The organism is Methylobacterium symbioticum (assembly GCF_902141845.1).
Classification (GTDB): domain Bacteria; phylum Pseudomonadota; class Alphaproteobacteria; order Rhizobiales; family Beijerinckiaceae; genus Methylobacterium; species Methylobacterium symbioticum.
The window spans coordinates 1-15,222 of sequence record NZ_CABFPH010000044.1 but is presented as its reverse complement, the minus strand read 5'-3'; the positions used below and the strand labels follow the sequence as shown (position 1 = coordinate 15,222).

20 protein-coding genes are annotated in these 15,222 nt (G+C 72.3%); 12 read left to right on the top strand and 8 right to left on the bottom strand.

Annotation, left to right across the window (positions count from 1 at the left end; genetic code table 11):
* Window positions 1-97: 97 nt before the first annotated feature.
* The 5 genes from MET9862_RS15710 to MET9862_RS15690 all read right to left on the bottom strand — a co-directional run bounded on the left by MET9862_RS15710 (window position 98) and on the right by MET9862_RS15690 (window position 3,393).
* The gene (locus MET9862_RS15710) at window positions 98-1,531 is read right to left on the bottom strand and encodes a mannose-1-phosphate guanylyltransferase/mannose-6-phosphate isomerase (protein WP_142583848.1); all 1,434 of its coding nucleotides are present in this window, start codon (window positions 1,529-1,531) and stop codon (window positions 98-100) included.
* Between the two features lie 381 nt (window positions 1,532-1,912).
* The gene (locus tag MET9862_RS15705; RefSeq protein WP_142583847.1) at window positions 1,913-2,107 is read right to left on the bottom strand and encodes a hypothetical protein; all 195 of its coding nucleotides are present in this window, start codon (window positions 2,105-2,107) and stop codon (window positions 1,913-1,915) included.
* A 195-nt stretch (window positions 2,108-2,302) separates the two neighbouring features.
* Window positions 2,303-2,773 carry a hypothetical protein gene (locus MET9862_RS15700; RefSeq protein WP_142583846.1) on the bottom strand — a complete coding sequence of 157 codons (471 nt, stop codon included), beginning with the start codon at window positions 2,771-2,773 and terminating at the stop codon, window positions 2,303-2,305.
* Window positions 2,770-3,012: a hypothetical protein gene (locus tag MET9862_RS15695; RefSeq protein WP_142583845.1), complete on the bottom strand. Its 243-nt coding sequence runs from the start codon at window positions 3,010-3,012 to the stop codon at window positions 2,770-2,772. The genes MET9862_RS15700 and MET9862_RS15695 overlap by 4 nt, the downstream gene beginning before the upstream one ends.
* A gap of 96 nt (window positions 3,013-3,108) precedes the next feature.
* Window positions 3,109-3,393: a hypothetical protein gene (locus MET9862_RS15690; protein WP_142583844.1), complete on the bottom strand. Its 285-nt coding sequence runs from the start codon at window positions 3,391-3,393 to the stop codon at window positions 3,109-3,111.
* Between the two features lie 138 nt (window positions 3,394-3,531).
* Between MET9862_RS15690 and MET9862_RS15685 the strand changes: the two genes are divergently transcribed.
* Window positions 3,532-5,013 (top strand): MFS transporter, encoded by a 1,482-nt coding sequence (locus MET9862_RS15685; RefSeq protein WP_142583843.1) that lies wholly within the window; start codon window positions 3,532-3,534, stop codon window positions 5,011-5,013.
* Between the two features lie 66 nt (window positions 5,014-5,079).
* Here MET9862_RS15685 and MET9862_RS15680 read toward each other — a convergent pair whose 3' ends face one another.
* Window positions 5,080-5,859 carry a DUF1499 domain-containing protein gene (locus MET9862_RS15680; RefSeq protein WP_142583842.1) on the bottom strand — a complete coding sequence of 260 codons (780 nt, stop codon included), beginning with the start codon at window positions 5,857-5,859 and terminating at the stop codon, window positions 5,080-5,082.
* A 140-nt stretch (window positions 5,860-5,999) separates the two neighbouring features.
* Between MET9862_RS15680 and MET9862_RS15675 the strand changes: the two genes are divergently transcribed.
* Entirely contained in the window at window positions 6,000-6,461 is a 462-nt protein-coding gene (locus MET9862_RS15675; RefSeq protein ID WP_142583841.1) for a MarR family winged helix-turn-helix transcriptional regulator, read from the top strand.
* Between the two features lie 7 nt (window positions 6,462-6,468).
* On the opposite strand, the gene MET9862_RS15670 is transcribed toward MET9862_RS15675, so the two are convergent.
* Window positions 6,469-7,044 carry a carboxymuconolactone decarboxylase family protein gene (locus tag MET9862_RS15670; protein ID WP_142583840.1) on the bottom strand — a complete coding sequence of 192 codons (576 nt, stop codon included), beginning with the start codon at window positions 7,042-7,044 and terminating at the stop codon, window positions 6,469-6,471.
* Window positions 7,045-7,260: 216 nt separating this feature from the next.
* Here MET9862_RS15670 and MET9862_RS15665 point away from each other — a divergent pair, with 216 nt between their 5' ends.
* From MET9862_RS15665 to MET9862_RS15645, 5 genes are all read left to right on the top strand, one after another.
* Window positions 7,261-7,983: an SDR family NAD(P)-dependent oxidoreductase gene (locus tag MET9862_RS15665; protein ID WP_142583870.1), complete on the top strand. Its 723-nt coding sequence runs from the start codon at window positions 7,261-7,263 to the stop codon at window positions 7,981-7,983.
* Window positions 7,976-9,070 carry a hypothetical protein gene (locus tag MET9862_RS15660; RefSeq protein ID WP_142583839.1) on the top strand — a complete coding sequence of 365 codons (1,095 nt, stop codon included), beginning with the start codon at window positions 7,976-7,978 and terminating at the stop codon, window positions 9,068-9,070. Before MET9862_RS15665 ends, MET9862_RS15660 begins: the two co-directional genes overlap by 8 nt.
* Complete coding sequence (locus tag MET9862_RS15655) at window positions 9,067-9,525, top strand: NUDIX hydrolase (RefSeq protein WP_142583838.1); 459 nt, start codon at window positions 9,067-9,069, stop codon at window positions 9,523-9,525. The genes MET9862_RS15660 and MET9862_RS15655 overlap by 4 nt, the downstream gene beginning before the upstream one ends.
* A 167-nt stretch (window positions 9,526-9,692) precedes the next feature.
* Entirely contained in the window at window positions 9,693-10,094 is a 402-nt protein-coding gene (locus MET9862_RS15650; RefSeq protein ID WP_142583869.1) for a TIGR02301 family protein, read from the top strand.
* Between the two features lie 158 nt (window positions 10,095-10,252).
* Entirely contained in the window at window positions 10,253-10,510 is a 258-nt protein-coding gene (locus tag MET9862_RS15645) for a hypothetical protein (protein ID WP_142583837.1), read from the top strand.
* Window positions 10,511-10,589: 79 nt separating this feature from the next.
* On the opposite strand, the gene MET9862_RS15640 is transcribed toward MET9862_RS15645, so the two are convergent.
* Window positions 10,590-11,927, bottom strand: coding sequence for a dihydroorotase (locus tag MET9862_RS15640; protein WP_142583836.1), 1,338 nt, complete (start codon window positions 11,925-11,927; stop codon window positions 10,590-10,592).
* Between the two features lie 101 nt (window positions 11,928-12,028).
* Between MET9862_RS15640 and ygfZ the strand changes: the two genes are divergently transcribed.
* The 5 genes from ygfZ (at window position 12,029) to MET9862_RS15615 (ending at window position 15,067) form a co-directional block, all read left to right on the top strand.
* Entirely contained in the window at window positions 12,029-12,886 is an 858-nt protein-coding gene (gene ygfZ / locus MET9862_RS15635; protein ID WP_142583835.1) for a CAF17-like 4Fe-4S cluster assembly/insertion protein YgfZ, read from the top strand.
* Between the two features lie 39 nt (window positions 12,887-12,925).
* Window positions 12,926-13,540: a DNA-3-methyladenine glycosylase I gene (locus tag MET9862_RS15630; protein ID WP_142583834.1), complete on the top strand. Its 615-nt coding sequence runs from the start codon at window positions 12,926-12,928 to the stop codon at window positions 13,538-13,540.
* 29 nt (window positions 13,541-13,569) lie between these two features.
* Window positions 13,570-14,130, top strand: coding sequence for an HD domain-containing protein (locus tag MET9862_RS15625; RefSeq protein WP_142583868.1), 561 nt, complete (start codon window positions 13,570-13,572; stop codon window positions 14,128-14,130).
* A 16-nt stretch (window positions 14,131-14,146) separates the two neighbouring features.
* Window positions 14,147-14,659 carry a tyrosine phosphatase family protein gene (locus MET9862_RS15620; protein WP_142583833.1) on the top strand — a complete coding sequence of 171 codons (513 nt, stop codon included), beginning with the start codon at window positions 14,147-14,149 and terminating at the stop codon, window positions 14,657-14,659.
* A 147-nt stretch (window positions 14,660-14,806) separates the two neighbouring features.
* Window positions 14,807-15,067 carry an exodeoxyribonuclease VII small subunit gene (locus MET9862_RS15615; protein WP_142583832.1) on the top strand — a complete coding sequence of 87 codons (261 nt, stop codon included), beginning with the start codon at window positions 14,807-14,809 and terminating at the stop codon, window positions 15,065-15,067.
* The last annotated feature ends 155 nt before the right edge of the window (window positions 15,068-15,222 follow it).

Genomic DNA, 15,222 nt, shown 5'->3' with positions numbered 1-15,222 from the left:
CCGCCGTCTGCCCGTGCGACTGAACGGCGGCAATCGTCCGCCGGGCGCTCCGATCCCGGCCATCGGTCGGAATCGGCACACTTTGGCCTGCGGCGGCTCAGCGCCCGTAGATGTCCTCGACGCGGATGATGTCGTCCTCGCCGGTATAGGAGCCGACTTGGACCTCGATCAGCTCCAGCGGGATCTTGCCGGGGTTCGAGAGCCGGTGCATCGAGCCGATCGGCAGGTAGATCGCCTCGTTCTCGTGGACCAGGGCTACCCGCTCGTCCACCGTCACCTCGGCCGTGCCCTTCACCACCACCCAGTGCTCCGCCCGGTGATAGTGCTTCTGCAGGGAGAGGCGCCCGCCCGGCACGACCTGGATCCGCTTCACCTGGAAGCGCTCGCCGATGTCGATGCGCTGGTACCAGCCCCAGGGCCGGTACATGCGCAGATGCGCGTCCGCCTCGGGATGCGCCTTGGCCCGGAGTTGGCCGACCAGTTCCTTGACCGCGCCCGAGCGTGCCTTCGAGGCCACCAGCACGGCGTCGGGCGTGGTCACCACCACCACGTCCTCGAGGCCAACCACCGTGGTCAGGCCGTCCCCGGCGCTGTGCACGAGGCTGTTCTTCGTGTCGATCAGCTCGACCCGGCCGCGTAGCGCGTTGCCGGCCGCGTCGTGGTCGAGAACCTGCCAGACCGCGTCCCAGGTGCCCACGTCCGACCAGGGGAAGGAGACCGGCACCACGCCCGCCCGGCCGGTGCGCTCCATGACCGCGTAGTCGATCGAGATCTTGGGGCAGGTGGCGAAGGCCGCCGCGTCGAGGCGGATGAAGTCGAGGTCGCGCGCGGCCGCCTCCAGTGCGGCCCTGGCGCCGGCGAGGGTGTCCGGGGCGAAGGCTGCGAGCTCGGCCAGCATCACGTCGGCGCGGAACAGGAAGTAGCCGGAATTCCAGAGCGCGCCGTCGGCGATGAGGCGCTCGGCGCCCGCTTGGGTCGGCTTCTCCACGAAGCGCTCGACCGCGTAACCCGCGGCTGCCGGGAGGGCGCTGCCGCGGCGGATATAGCCGTAATCGGTGGCGGGCCGCGTCGGCTCGATGCCGAGCGTCATGATCTGGCCGGCGCGCGCGCCCTCGGCTGCCGCCGCCACCGCGGCGCGGAAGGCGTCCGCGTCGCCGATGACGTGGTCGGCGGCCATGATCAGCACGATGGCCTGCGGGTCGGCCGACGCCGCGTGCAGGGCGGCCACGGCCACGGCCGCGGCGGAGTCGCGGCCCTGCGGCTCCAGCAGGATGTCGGCGGAGAGCCCGACCTGGGCGAGCTGCTCGGCGGCGATGAAGCGCGATTCGGCCGCAGCGATCACCGTCGGCTTGGCGAACAGGGCCTGATCGGCCACCCGCAGGGCCGTCGCCTGGAAGGTGGATTGGACCGGATCGACCAAGCGCGCGAACTGCTTGGGCATGCTCTCGCGCGAGGCCGGCCACAGCCGTGTGCCGGAGCCGCCGCACAGGATCACCGGACGGATCTCCGGAGCAGCACCGGAACTCGCCATCTCAGACCCCATTGCCACCGCTCCCGTCCCACCGTGCCGGTTCACGGCAGGTCAATATCCAGCCGCCTTGTACGGCCGCAATGCCCGGCAGCAAAACCGATGCCGCCCCGAATGCGGGTGAGAATGGGCCGGGCATGCTGTTCCGGGCCGGTATTGGGACTGAAGCCCGGCTCTCCCCCGGTCGGCCGGTGTCCGGGTCCCAGTCGGAGAGCGCGCCCGGCGCAGCGCCGGGCCCGACCGGGTGGGCCGGGGCGGAGATCGCCCCGGCGCGCAGAGTCTCCGGAGGTCGGCCGCCATGATCGCCGGATCACGGTGGCGGCCCTCTCGTGTCGACGGGGCCCGCTGAACTGGGATCCGCTTCGGCGGCCCCCGCCCGCCCGCCTATGAGAAGGAGCCAAAGGCTTCGAAGGCGTTGGTCGAGGGGCTCTGCTGCGGGGCCGCCTCGGCATCCACCGGCGGTGTCGGGTCCTGTGGGCCGGCCGTGACGGGCCGGATCGCGTGTGGTGTGGCGTGAGTCTCGTCAGGGACGGTGGCAAGCTGCGAGGCAGAGCGATCGTGCTGCGCGTCGAGAATCATCCAGTCTCCTCAGGCTGCGGCCGTGTGGACGGCCGAGCTTGGGATACGGATCCGGTGGATTCGGGCAAGCCTCGAACGAGCATGGCAGCCGCGCCGGGGACGGACTTGCGCGCCGCTCTCCCGCGCCGCCGCGCGTCGGCGACGATTCTGCCCGCTTTGCCTTTGAGACCGGTGCCCGACGCCGCGGAGGGACCCTCAGATCTCCTGCGTCACGCGGGCACGCATCTCGCGCTCCGCTTCGAGCAGCATGCTGCGCAGATGCGCGTTCAGGAGGTCGCCCGCATCCGACAGGACGAGACTGTCCGGCAGGCGCGCCAGGATCTCGCGGACATGGAGGCGCGCCTTCTCGATCATCGCCTGATTCGCCCGCTCGGCAGCCGCCAGGTCGTGGCGGCCGTGAAGAACCAAGAGATCGCCGTAGAGCGCAAGCATCGTCTTGTAGGCGATGTTGCAGATGATCGCGAGATCGGCCGGATCTTCGGAGACTGCGAAATCGTCGAGCGTGTGGGTCAGCATCGATGAAGCGTCATCCCTGCTCGTGCTCGGGTGAGGCTCGGCATGCCCCGATCTGGCCGCGCTGGTCCGTTCCTCGCGGTGCCGGCGCGGATCAATAGGCATGCGCCGGTGCGAAAGATAGCGACTTGCGCGGTCCGGAGCGCCGCTCATTCGGCGGGCCGTTCCTTCGCCCAGCGCTCGCGGTCGGCAGCCGACCGGCGCAGGGCGTCCTCGGGGTCGACCGCATCGGCCGCGCGCCCGCGCCGGGTCGGCGCGACGGGGCGTGCCTCGACGGGATCGGGCCCGATGCCCTGGGGCACCGTGCCGGTCTGCGCGACCGGGTGCAGGAGACGCGTGCAGGCGCCGGCCTGCAGCAGAAGCAGGACGGCGAGAAGCTGTCGGACCGGCATGCGTCGGCTCCCCCATCGGGCGTGGATCGGCGACTTTCCTGCCCCCTCAAAGTGGCGGTAGTCCGGCGCTCCCGAGCCGCGTCCGGCCGGATGCGGTCACGGCGACCACCGAGCCTCGGTCAGCGCCGGGTAGACCATGCGCACGTTGCGGCGCGAGTCCGGGATCTCGGTGACGGTTCGCCCGCGGGCGTCGCGCTGCGGCGGGACGGCGCTCGCCGGAAATCCGGATTCGGCCGGGCGCAGGCGCCAGACCTCCGCTCCAAGCTCGATGCGGGGCCGGTCCACACCGGGGCCGCTCTCGGCCGCATGGGCGGGAACGAGGCCAGCGAGGAGGGCGAGCAGGAGAATCCGGGCGGGGCGGCCGGGAAGATCGGGTGTCATGAGCGGGCAGTCCGAAGGAACGCCCTAGCTCGCACCGGGTTCGTTGAAGGCCGTTCTCAACGGGGCGTCGCGCGGGCGACTTCCCAACACCCGCGGCGCGGTCGTGAACATCTCTTCCGAGACAAGGTAAACACGCCCATGGCGAGCAAGGTCGAGACCGGACGCGAGGCCGGCGCCATCCCGGAGCGGGCCCCGGTCGGCGCGGTGATCGACACCGACATCTCGGCCCGGCTCGACCGGCTGCCCTGGGGCCGATTCCACGTCCTCGTCATCGTCGCCCTCGGCATCACCTGGGTGCTCGACGGGCTGGAGGTGACGCTGGCGGGCTCGCTGGTCGGCGCGCTGCGCCAGCCGCCGATGTCGTTCACCGAATTCGACGTGGGACTGGCCGCGAGCTCCTACCTCGTCGGCGCAGTGACGGGCGCGGTCGGCTTCGGCTGGCTCACCGACCGGATCGGTCGCAAGAAGCTGTTCTTCATCACGCTGGCCCTCTACCTCTGTGCCACCGCGGCGACGGGCCTGTCGTGGAACATCTACACCTTCTGCCTCTTCCGCTTCCTCACAGGTGCCGGGATCGGCGGCGAGTACACGGCGATCAACTCCACCATCCAGGAGCTGGTGCCGGCGAGCGCGCGGGGTTGGACGAACCTCGTCATCAACGGCTCGTTCTGGATCGGGGCGGCGCTCGGCTCCTTCCTATCGATCGTGCTGCTGCGGCCGGAGGTGATCGACCCGGCCTGGGGCTGGCGCGTGGCCTTCTTCGTCGGCGGCGGCATTGGGCTCGCGATCCTGCTCCTGCGCCGCTGGATCCCCGAGAGCCCGCGCTGGCTCGTCACCCACGGCTACGCGGCCGAGGCGGACCGGGTGGTGGCAGGCATCGAGAAGCGCTTCACCGACCACGGCGTCACCCTGCCCCCGCCGGACGGCTCGAAGCACAACCGGCTCAAGGTCCGCCACCACACGCCGCTCTCGGAGGTGGCGCAGGCGATGTTCGTGACGAGCCGCAAGCAGACGCTGGTGGGGCTGTGCCTGATGATCGGCCAGGCCTTCTTCTACAACGCTCTGTTCTTCACCTATGCCCTGGTGCTGGAGCGCTTCTACGGCGTGCCGGGCGGCCATGTCGGCTGGTACCTGCTCCCCTTCGCGCTCGGCTCCTTCCTCGGCCCCGTGGTGCTCGGGCGCTTCTTCGATACGGTCGGGCGCCGGCCGATGATCGCCTTCACCTACGGCATCTCGGCGGTGCTGCTCGCGATCGCCGGCTACCTGTTCAAGATCGAGGCGCTCGGCGCCACGGGTCAGACCGCGGCCTGGATGGTGGTGTTCTTCTTCGCCTCTGCGGCGGCGAGCTCGGCCTATCTGACGGTGGCCGAGACCTTCCCGCTGGAGATCCGGGCGCTCGCGATCGCGGCCTTCTACGCGCTCGGCACCGGGATCGGCGGCGTCTCGGGCCCGCTCCTGTTCGGGACGCTGGTCGAGACCGGCTCGCGCGGCGCGGTCTTCGCGGGCTACCTGCTGGGTGCCGCGCTCATGCTGATCGCCTCTGTGGTCGGCTGGATCTGGGGCACCGCGGCCGAGGGCAAGTCGCTCGAAGACGTTTCCAAGCCGCTCGCCGCGGCTTGATGGTCCGGGATCCCAAAGGGGGCGCCCCTTTGGCGGGGCGCCGGGGCAGCGCCCCCGGCTCTTCTCCTACTTCACGGCGAGCGCGAGGTTGGCCACCTCGTCGAGATAGGCCCGGATCCGGTCGGCATTGGCGCCGAAGTCGCGGTCGCCCAGCCGCGAGGCCGAGCGCACGTCGATGCGGGCGCCGTCCGCGCGGGGATGCACGCGCACGGTCACGTCGTCGGGCAGGTTGAGCACGAGGCCGCGCGAGACCGCCTCGATCCGGCCGTTGCCGAGCCGCCCGCCCGGCCGGATCGCCTCGACGATCTGCCATTTCCGGTTGACCGCCGCCTTGCGGGCGAGTTCGAAGGCCTCGTCGGCGTCGAGGTCGAGGGTGAGCGGCGCGATCTGCGGATAGGCCGCGCGCTGGCGCTCGCGGGCGGCGGGGCCGGGATCGGCCGGGTAGCGTCCGTCCCGCGCGGCGAAGGCGGCCCGCGAGCGCGAGAAGGCCGGCGGGTTGTCGATATCCGTGGTGATGTCGACGAGCGCCGGCAGGCGCAGGCCACGGATCGCCGCGTAGGCGGGATAGGCCAGGATCACGGTGGCCAGGAACAGACCGGCGAGCGCGGCGCCGAGCCCCCGCGCGCCCTCCCGCCAGACCCGCACGAAGGCGAAGGCGGCGGCGAGGATCGCCAGGGCCGCGACGCCGAGCCCGGCGGCGAGCGTGGCCAGCGCCGGGCCGGTCTCGGCCCGCGGATCACGCACCAGCACCAGGGCCAGGACGGTGACGAGGAGGGAGAGAAGGGCGAGCCGGCGCGCCAGCGGGCCGGCGCGGGTGACGGGCTCCTCGAACTGAAGGCGGCGCATGGACACTCGGACGGGGTTTCCGGGGCGGGATCTTACAATCCCCACGACGCGGCAGGAAGCGGAACGGTTGCACCCGGCAGGGGACGGCGCCCCCGGCCCGGATGAAGCGGCGTGGCCCCTCTGGTATAGCCTGGAATGCCATGTCGCGTCCCGAGCCCAGTCCACCTGCCGACCCGCTCCGGGTCTGGTTCCGCTTCATCCGCCTGAGCCGCCGGGTCACGGCGGCGATCGGCACGGAGCTGCGCGCACTCGGCCTGTCGATCCCGCAATTCGACGTGCTCTCGACGCTGACCGAGCGCGAGGGCCTGACCCAGCAGGAACTGGCCGAGCGGCTCTACGTCACCAAGGGCAACGTGTCGGGGCTGATCGACCGGCTGGTCGAGGCCGGGCTCGTCGAGCGCCACGCCATCCCCGGGGACCGGCGCTCGCACGCGCTGCACCTGACGGAGGCGGGGCGCGACCTCGCCGTCCGGGGGCTCGCCGCGCAGGCCGCCTATGTCGGGCGCACTCTCGGCCGGATCGCGCCGCAGGATCTCGCCGCCTTCGAGCGGCTGGTGCTCGAATGGCGCGAGCTCGCCCGGGCCGACGGCGCGGCGCGCTGACGGAGGGTCAGGGCGTCAGCGGCTTCAGCGGCGGCTCGGTGCCCTCCGGCAGCGCGGTGCGGGCGACGTTCATGGTCATGGCGAGCAGCGCGTAGTAGCCGTTGATCCCCGCGAGATCGATCGCGCCGCGCTCGCCGAAGCGGGCGACCAGGGCCGCGTAGGTGGCGTCCGAGACCGCGCGGTTCACCTGCAATTCCGTCGAGAAGGCGTAGACCAGCGCCTCGTCCGCGCTCATCGTCTCCGGCCGGCGGCCTTCCGCGAGGGCGGCGGCGGTCTCAGGCAGGACGCCTGCCTTCAGGGCGATGGGGTGGTGGATGTGCCACTCGACCTGCTGGCTCCAGAGCCGCGCGACGACGAGGATCGCGAACTCGCTCAGGCCCAGCGGCAGCGCGCTGCCATAGCGCAGATACATCCCCATGTCGCTCGCCCGCAGCATCATCTCGGGGCTGCGGATCAACGGCCAGAACGGCCCGAAGACTGGGGTGCCGCGGGTCTCGGCGAAGGCGGCAGCCGCCTTCCGCTGCTCGGGGCTGAGCGCCTCCTCGGGGATCGGCGGCAGGCGGTCGCGGTCGGGGCTGGACATGCGGGGCTCCTCGGGGGCTCTGCCCTGCCAGACACCGCGGCCCGGCCCCGGTCAAGGGCCGCGCACGCCCGCCCATGCCGCGGCGCACGGCCTGGATTTTCCGCCCCGCAGCGCTTAGACCACCTCCTCAGTCCGTCGGCGGGCGGCGCCCCTGGGCAGCCGCGGATCGCAGCGAGGCAGGTCTTGGCCACACCCGTCAACGAGCGCCGCCGCATCATGCTCCTCACGGGGGCGAGCCGCGGCATCGGCCACGCCACCGTGAAGCGCTTCTCAGCGGCCGGCTGGCGCGTCATCACCTGCTCGCGCCATCCCTTCCCGGAGAACTGCCCGTGGGAGATGGGGGCCGAGGATCATCTCCAGGTCGATCTCGCCGATGCCGCCGACACCGAGCGCGGCGTGCGCGAGGTGGCCGAGCGCCTGGCGGCCGAAGGCGGCGTGCTGCACGCCCTCGTCAACAATGCCGGCATCTCGCCCAAGGGGCCCGATGGCGTGAGGCTCGGTGCCATCGCCACCCCGTTCTCCGACTGGCAGCGGGTCTTCCAGGTGAACTTCTTCGCGCCGATCCTGCTCGCCGGAGGTCTGAAGACGGAGCTCGCCCGCGCCAAGGGCTCGATCGTCAACGTGACCTCGATCGCGGGCTCGCGCGTCCACCCCTTCGCGGGTGCCGCCTACGGCACCTCGAAGGCGGCGCTGGCCGGCCTCACCCGCGAGATGGCCGCGGATTTCGGGCCGCTCGGCGTGCGCGTCAACGCGATCTCTCCCGGGGAGATCGACACCTCGATCCTCTCGCCCGGCACCGAGAAGCTCGTGGACCAGATCCCGCAGCGCCGGCTCGGCACGCCGGACGAGGTCGCCAAGGCGATCTACTTCCTCTGTACCGAGGCCTCCTCCTACGTGAACGGCGCCGAGCTGCACATCAACGGCGGCCAGCATGTCTGATGCCGCCCGGCGGGCCGGCGCGCTGCTGATCGCACTGGCCGCAGCCGGACCTGCCGCGGCCGAGCCGCAAGTGAGCGTGCTCGACCTGCCCTTCCGCGTCACCGCCATGCGCGGTCCGTCGAGCGAGGTCGCGGTCGCGGTGGCGACCTCCGGCCTCCTGCCGCTCGCCCGGCCGCGATCGGGCGATCCCGCCCCGGAATCCGGCGAGGAGGATCGCGCGCCGGTCGTCGTCGTCTGGGGCGAGGGCGGGGGGGCCGCGCTGAGCCTCGCCGAGGGACAGATCCGCACCACCCTGCTCGGCGCCGAGGCGATCGAGGGGCTCGCCGCCGCCGAGACGCCGCGCGGTGCCCTGCCCGGTTCGCGCCGTGCGCTGGCCGGGGCCCTGAGCGCCTACCTCACCGGGCCGACCCGCGGCGGTGGCGGCCTGCCGGGCGCGGCCGCGCTGACCATCCGCGAGCGCCAGCCGATGGCCGTCAGCGCCGAGCCGAAGCCGGTGCCGGTGACGACCGCCACGGTCCCGGCCGGCTCCGATTCCGTCTTTGCCACGTCCCGGCCGCGGGCCCTGCGGCTGGCGGGCAAGCCCGCCTTCCTCGCCGCGACCCTGACGGGTGCGGACGGCGGCCTCGCCCTGATCGGGCGGAAGGACGGCGCCGACTGGTCCGTCCTCGCGCGCACCGCCCCGCAGGCCGGCGGCCCGATCCGGCTCGCGGCGATCGCCCCCTTCACGGCACCGGCCGTGCCGCAGGCCGCCGCCGTGAAGGGCGACGGCACACTCCAGCTCTGGTCGGTCGCGCCGGACGCCTTCGCCCTCGTCGGAGAGGCTCCCGGCTACGCCGCCGGTCCGCCCGAGGTCGATCTCGCCGCCCTGGTCGAGCCGGACCAGGAGGGCTCGGCCGAACTCGCCCTCCCCTCCGCGGGCGGGACCGCCCTCGCCGTGGTCGCGTTCAAGGGCGGCCCGCCGCGCGAGCGCCTGCGCGCACCCCTGCCCGCCCCAGCCGCGACCGGTGTCGCCGCGCTCGGGCGCGGGCCTGCGTCCCGCCTCCTCGTCGGGCTGGCCGACGGCCGTGTCGCCGTGGTGGCGCCGTGAGCAGGGCGGAGACGCGGCTCTTTCCGGCGCGGCCGATCGTCGGCGCCTCGATCGCGGTGATCCGCGGCGACCGGGTGCTGCTCGCCGCTCGCGCCAACGAGCCGATGCGCGGGGTCTGGACGCTGCCCGGCGGCAAGGTCGAGGCCGGCGAGACGCTGGCTGAAGCGGCTCTGCGCGAGCTGCACGAAGAGGTCGGCCTGGAGGCGCAGGTGGTTGGCGTGCTGACCCCCACCGAGATCATCGAGCGCGACGGTGACGGCCGGGCTCGCCATCACTACGTCGTGCTGCCCCACGCCGCACTATGGACGGCGGGCGAACCGATGCCGGGGCCGGAAGCCCTCGACGTGCGCTGGGCCCGGCTCGACGAGGTCGCAGGCCTCGCGACCACACCCGGCTTGGTCGGCACGCTGACGGAAGCCTTCGCTCGGGTCGCTGCCCTGGAGCCCAGCCTGTGATGGATCAGGTCTGGGTTTCGAAAGGGGTCACCGCTTTTGCGGGTCCAGGGCGGAGCCCTGGTGTAGACATCCGAGCATCAGCTCCGGCTTCCGGCCAAAGGGACAAATCCCTTTGGAATCCCAGGATCTTGCGGGCCTGCGCCGCCCTGCTCTGCTGCCTCTCCCTGATGGGGGCGGGCTCGCCTGCCGAGGCCCAGCAGCGCGGGGCCCGGCCGGCCCAGAAGGCGCCGGAGAAGGAAAAGGAGCCGCCCCCGCCGCCCGAGCAGCCCGCCCCCTACGACCGCGACCTGATGCGGCTCGCCGAGATCATCGGGTCTCTGGCCTTCCTCCGCGGACTCTGCGCGGCGCCAGACGCGGCGGAATGGCCGAGCCGGATGAAGGCCCTGATCGAGGCCGAGGGCGTCACCCCGAACCGGCGCGACCGTCTCGCCGGCGCCTTCAATCGCGGCTACCGCGCCTATGCGGTGACCTACCGGATCTGCACGCCGGCGGCACAGGAGGCGGTGACGCGTTTCGTGGCCGAGGGTGAGCGTCTGTCGCACGGCCTGGCCGGTCGTTTCGGGGGCTGATGCAGGCGCGCAACACCCGGCGATCCGTTGCCGGAAAGAGCAAATCATCCGGGTCGCGTTAACCGACTCGAAATTCCCGACTGGTCTGCGCCCATCGAGCCGCCTATCATTCGCCTCGTCGCCGGGTCCCCAGCCCGGCGCGAGGGAAACGATGCGCCATGCTTCACCAGACCTTTCACCCTACCCCGGTCGAGGCCGATGTGGAGGAGAAGCGCGTCGCCTTGAGTTACGTCTCGGAGGCCTTTGCCGAAGGCTGCCTCGATGGACTCGACGCCGACTGCATGGCCCAGGCCGCCCTCTTCGCCGCCTTCCAGGAACTCGTCACCACCTATGGTGAGGAGGCGACCGCGCGCTACGCGGAGGGGTTCCCGGAGCGCATCCGCGGCGGTGCCTTCACGACGACGCTGCAGCACTGAGCGAGGGCGCGGCGCCAGGCATAACGATCGACACGGCCCCTCCCTCCCCCTCTGCGGGGGGAGGGAAAATCGCTGCCCGTCAGGCTGTCCCCAGCGCCTCCTCAAACAGCACCGCCTCGCCGCGGGCGGGCGCGGTCAGGATCCCGTCCCACATCACGCGGGCGCCGCGCACCACGGTGCCGACGGGCCAGCCGGTGACGGTGACGCCGTCATAGGGCGTCCAGCCGCATTTCGAGGCGATCCAGCCGTTGCGGATGGTCTCGCGCCGCTTCAGGTCCACCACCGTCACGTCTGCGTCGTAGCCGACCGCGAGGCGGCCCTTGCGCGCGATGCCGAACAGCCGCTTCGGGCCGGCGCTGGTGAGGTCCACGAAGCGGGCGAGCGAGAGCCGTCCCGCCGCCACGTGGTCGAGCATCACCGGCACCAGCGTCTGGACGCCGGTCATGCCGGAGGGCGAATCGGGATAGGCCTTGGCCTTCTCCTCGAGCGTGTGAGGCGCGTGATCGGAGCCGAGCACGTCGGCGACGCCCTGGGCAAGGCCGCGCCAGATCCCGGCCCGGTGCTCGGCGTCGCGTACGGGCGGGTTCATCTGCACCAGCGTGCCGAGGCGGGGATAGGCCTCGGCGCCGTCGAGGGGGAGGGGGGGTGGCGTCACCTCGCAGCTCGCCACGTCCTTGTGGCCGGCGAGGAAGGCCATCTCCTCCTTCGTGGAGATATGCAGGATGTGGATACGCGCGCCCGTCTCGTGGGCCAGCGCCACGAGGCGCTCGGTCGCCTTGAGGGCCACCTCGGGCGAACGCCAGACCGGGTGCGAGGCGGGATCGTTCGGCACGCGCAGGGCCTTGCGCTCGCGCAGCATCGGCTCGTCCTCCGCATGGAAGGCGGCGCGGCGGCGGATGTTCTTGAGGATGGCGCGCACGCCCGCATCGTCCTCGACGAGCAGAGCGCCGGTGGAGGATCCGACGAAGACCTTGATGCCCGCCGCCCCCGGCAGCCGCTCCAGCTCGGCCACCTGATCGGCGTTCTCGTGGGTGCCGCCGACCCAGAAGGCGAAGTCGCAATGCATGCGATGATGCGCGCGGGACAGCTTGTCGGCCAGCGTCTCGGCGCTCGTGGTGAGCGGATTGGTGTTCGGCATCTCGAACACCGCCGTCACGCCGCCCATCACCGCGGCGCGCGAGCCGGATTCGAGATCCTCCTTGTGGTCGAGGCCGGGCTCGCGGAAATGCACCTGGCTGTCGATGACGCCGGGCAGGAGGTGGAGGCCGGTGCAATCCTGCCGCTCTGCGGCGTCGCGGCCCGTCAGATCGCCGATCTCGGCGACGCGCCCGGCCCGGATGCCGAGATCGGCCCGGGTCTCGCCGTCATGGTTCACCACGGTGCCCCCGGCGAGGACGAGGTCGAAGGGCTGGTCCATCGGAGATCTCCCGGGCGGTTGAGGCGCTGTCCGGGGGGGCTTATGTCACGGTCGCGCGCGCGGCACAGCCCCGGCGCGCCCGCAGGTCTTCAGGAGATGTCATGCCGATCGCGCTTCTGCCGGACCGCGCCCTCGTCACCGTGACGGGCGAGGACGCCCCGGACCTGCTCCAGGGCGTGCTGACCTGCAACGTCGTCACCTTGGGCGAGGCCGAGGCTCGGCTCGGCGCCCTGCTGACGCCGCAGGGCAAGATCCTGTTCGACTTCCTGATCTCACGCATACAGGGCGGTTTCCGCCTCGACTGCGCCGCCGACCAGGCCGCAGGCCTCGCCAAGCGCCTCGGCCTTTACCGGCTGCGCGCCAAGGTCGAGACCGCCGCCGACCCAACGGGGGCCGTCGCCGCCGCCTGGGACGGTGCCGCCACGGGGGGGGAGGTCCGGGGGGCGGCCGATACCCGCGCCGTCGATCGCGGCGCCCGCCTCTACGCTGAGGAAGGCGCCTTCTCGGCGGATGCGAGCCCGCAGGATTACCACGTCCATCGCATCGCTCTGGCAGTGCCCGAAGGCGGACGCGACTTCGCCTACGGCGACGCCTTCCCGCACGAGGCGCTGATGGACCAGCTCGGCGGCGTCGACTTCCGCAAGGGCTGCTATGTCGGCCAGGAGGTGGTCTCGCGCATGCAGCACCGGGGTACCGCCCGCACCCGGCTGCTCGCCGCGCGCTATCCGGCGGGCGAGGCCGCGAGCCCGGGCACCGAGGTCACGGCCGGAGGGAAGGTGCTCGGCACGACGGGGAGCGCCGCCGGGGAGCGGGGCCTCGCCACGATCCGTCTCGACCGCCTCGGCGACGCGCTCAGCGCGGGCGAGACGCTGCGGGCCGGGGACAGGCCGGTGGTCCTGGAGCGTCCGGCCTATGCGCGTTTCGCGATGCCGGACGCGGCGGGCGAGCCGGCGGCCTGAGCGATGGCGTTCCGCTCCTGTTCTCGCTAAACCGAGGGCATGTCCGAGACCGGCCTCATCGCCCATCCCGATGGCTGCCCCCGCTGCTGGTGGGCCGGGCTCGACCCCGTTTACGTCGCCTACCACGATACGGAGTGGGGCGTGCCGGAGCATGACGGACGCGCGCTCTACGAGAAACTGATCCTCGACGGATTCCAGGCCGGTCTCTCCTGGATCACCATCCTGCGCCGCCGCGAGGGCTTTCGCGAGGCCTTCGCGCAATTCGAGCCGGAGCGGATCGCCCGGTTCACCGCGGACGATGTCGCCCGGCTGATGGCGGATGCCCGCATCATCCGGAACCGGGCCAAGATCGAGGCGACCATCCGCGGCGCCCAGGCCTGGCTGCGGATCGAGGAACGCGGCCCGGGCTTCTCGGCCTTCCTGTGGAATTTCGTGGACGGATCGCCGGTCCAGGGCCGCGCCGGGTCCCGCGCCGACATCCTGCCCGAGACGCCGCTGTCGCGGCGGGTCAGCAAGGCCCTGAAGGCGGAGGGCTTCGGCTTCTGCGGGCCGACCATCGTCCACGCCTTCATGCAGGCGACCGGGCTCGTCAACGACCATCTCGTCGGCTGCCACCGCCATGCCCCCTGCGCCGGCCTCGGCGGTCCCCGGTGAGCGCCGTGCCGCCGCGGGCTTGGCAGCGCATGCTCTCGGGGCGCCGCCTCGACCTGCTCGACCCCTCGCCCCTCGACATCGAGCTCGCCGACATCGCCCACGGCCTCGCCCGGGTCGCACGCTGGAACGGGCAGACTGCGGGCGAGCACGTCTTCTCGGTGGCGCAGCACAGTCTGCTCGTCGAGGCGGTGGGCCGGCATCTGAGGCCCGGCTGCACGCGGGCGGAGGGGCTCGAACTCCTCCTCCACGACGCGCCCGAATACGTGATCGGCGACATCATCTCGCCGCTGAAGGGCGCGATCGGCGACGCCTATCGGGGTGTGGAACGGCGGCTGCTGTCCGCGATCCGCCGCCGTTTCGGGCTGCCGGCGCCCGATCCCGCCTTCGCCCGCCTCGTGAAGCGCGCCGACCGGATCGCCGCCCATGTGGAGGCCGTGCAGCTGGCAGGCTTCTCCGAATCGGAGGCCGCGCGCTATTTCGGCCGGGCCGAGCCGCTGCCTGAGGCGGTGCTGGCCCTCGCCGAGCCCTGGCCGACTGCCGCGGCGCAGGCGCGCTACCTCGACCGCTTCACCACGCTTGCCGCCGCATAGAGCCGAGACCACCCCCGTGCCGAGCCTTCACGTCTGCTCCCTCGCCCGCCTGCCCGAGACCGTCGCGGCGACCGGTGCCGGCCATGTTCTCAGCCTGCTCACCTCGGGCGCGGCCCCGGAGCTGCCGCCATCCGTCCCACCGGAGTGCCGCGCCGTGATCGCGGTGAGCGACATCGCCGCGGCGCGCGAGGGCCACGTCCTCGCCGAGGATGCGCATGTGGAGCAGATCCTCGCCTTCGTCCGCGCCTGGCCCCGGGAGAAGCCACTCGTCATCCACTGCTATGCCGGGATCAGCCGCTCGACGGCTGCGGCCTATATCGCCGCCTGCGCACTCAACCCGGAGCGCGACGAGGCCGAGCTCGCGCGCGACTTGCGCGCCGCCTCGCCCTCGGCCACACCCAACCGCCGCTTCGTGGAGCTCGCCGACCGCCTGCTTGGGCGCGAGGGCCGCATGGTCGCGGCGATCGAGTCGATCGGACGCGGCGCCGACGCCTTCGAGGGCGCGCCGTTCCATCTCGCCGTCGCGTAGCGCCGCCTTCGGGCCGCCTCCTCACGGGTGTGGCCGAACCACGCCAGCCAAGCCGAAAACGGTGGGCCGGCCCGCCTCCGCAGGAGCCCTCGGGTTGTCGCGGGGGCGCGCTCCGCCCTAGAACCGGTCCAAAGGAAGCCCTCTGGGATGAACGCGAGCCGCCCCGACACCGCCCCGTCCGCTCCCGACCTGCCCTTCGAGAAGGCGCTGGAGCAGCTCGAGGAGATCGTCCGCCGCCTGGAACGCGGCGACGTCCCGCTCGACGAGTCGGTGGCGATCTACGAGCGCGGCGAGATGCTGAAGCGGCATTGCGAGCATTTGCTGAAGCGGGCCGAGGCGCGGATCCAGCGGATCACCCTCGGGCCGGACGGGCGCGCCGAAGGGACGGCGCCCCTCGACGTGGAGTGAGTTCCGCGCCGATCGGCAAGGCCTGCACCAATCCTGGGCCAAGACGAGGTGGACCGTGGCCGAGAGAGAGAGCGTGACGTCGATTCTTGACGGTCTTGAGGAGCCTGCGGCGTTGCGGCGTCTGCCGGAGAGCCGTCTTCAGGCGGTGGCGGACG

Bases quoted from the DNA above. Each gene is read 5' to 3' on its own strand.
- MET9862_RS15710 (WP_142583848.1), bottom strand. From the start codon at position 1,531: ATGGCGAGTTCCGGTGCTGCTCCGGAGATCCGTCCGGTGATCCTGTGC.
- MET9862_RS15705 (WP_142583847.1), bottom strand. From the start codon at position 2,107: ATGATTCTCGACGCGCAGCACGATCGCTCTGCCTCGCAGCTTGCCACC.
- MET9862_RS15700 (WP_142583846.1), bottom strand. From the start codon at position 2,773: ATGAGCGGCGCTCCGGACCGCGCAAGTCGCTATCTTTCGCACCGGCGC.
- MET9862_RS15695 (WP_142583845.1), bottom strand. From the start codon at position 3,012: ATGCCGGTCCGACAGCTTCTCGCCGTCCTGCTTCTGCTGCAGGCCGGC.
- MET9862_RS15690 (WP_142583844.1), bottom strand. From the start codon at position 3,393: ATGACACCCGATCTTCCCGGCCGCCCCGCCCGGATTCTCCTGCTCGCC.
- MET9862_RS15685 (WP_142583843.1), top strand. From the start codon at position 3,532: ATGGCGAGCAAGGTCGAGACCGGACGCGAGGCCGGCGCCATCCCGGAG.
- MET9862_RS15680 (WP_142583842.1), bottom strand. From the start codon at position 5,859: ATGCGCCGCCTTCAGTTCGAGGAGCCCGTCACCCGCGCCGGCCCGCTG.
- MET9862_RS15675 (WP_142583841.1), top strand. From the start codon at position 6,000: ATGTCGCGTCCCGAGCCCAGTCCACCTGCCGACCCGCTCCGGGTCTGG.
- MET9862_RS15670 (WP_142583840.1), bottom strand. From the start codon at position 7,044: ATGTCCAGCCCCGACCGCGACCGCCTGCCGCCGATCCCCGAGGAGGCG.
- MET9862_RS15665 (WP_142583870.1), top strand. From the start codon at position 7,261: ATGCTCCTCACGGGGGCGAGCCGCGGCATCGGCCACGCCACCGTGAAG.
- MET9862_RS15660 (WP_142583839.1), top strand. From the start codon at position 7,976: ATGTCTGATGCCGCCCGGCGGGCCGGCGCGCTGCTGATCGCACTGGCC.
- MET9862_RS15650 (WP_142583869.1), top strand. From the start codon at position 9,693: ATGGGGGCGGGCTCGCCTGCCGAGGCCCAGCAGCGCGGGGCCCGGCCG.
- MET9862_RS15645 (WP_142583837.1), top strand. From the start codon at position 10,253: ATGCTTCACCAGACCTTTCACCCTACCCCGGTCGAGGCCGATGTGGAG.
- MET9862_RS15640 (WP_142583836.1), bottom strand. From the start codon at position 11,927: ATGGACCAGCCCTTCGACCTCGTCCTCGCCGGGGGCACCGTGGTGAAC.
- ygfZ (WP_142583835.1), top strand. From the start codon at position 12,029: ATGCCGATCGCGCTTCTGCCGGACCGCGCCCTCGTCACCGTGACGGGC.
- MET9862_RS15630 (WP_142583834.1), top strand. From the start codon at position 12,926: ATGTCCGAGACCGGCCTCATCGCCCATCCCGATGGCTGCCCCCGCTGC.
- MET9862_RS15625 (WP_142583868.1), top strand. From the start codon at position 13,570: ATGCTCTCGGGGCGCCGCCTCGACCTGCTCGACCCCTCGCCCCTCGAC.
- MET9862_RS15615 (WP_142583832.1), top strand. From the start codon at position 14,807: ATGAACGCGAGCCGCCCCGACACCGCCCCGTCCGCTCCCGACCTGCCC.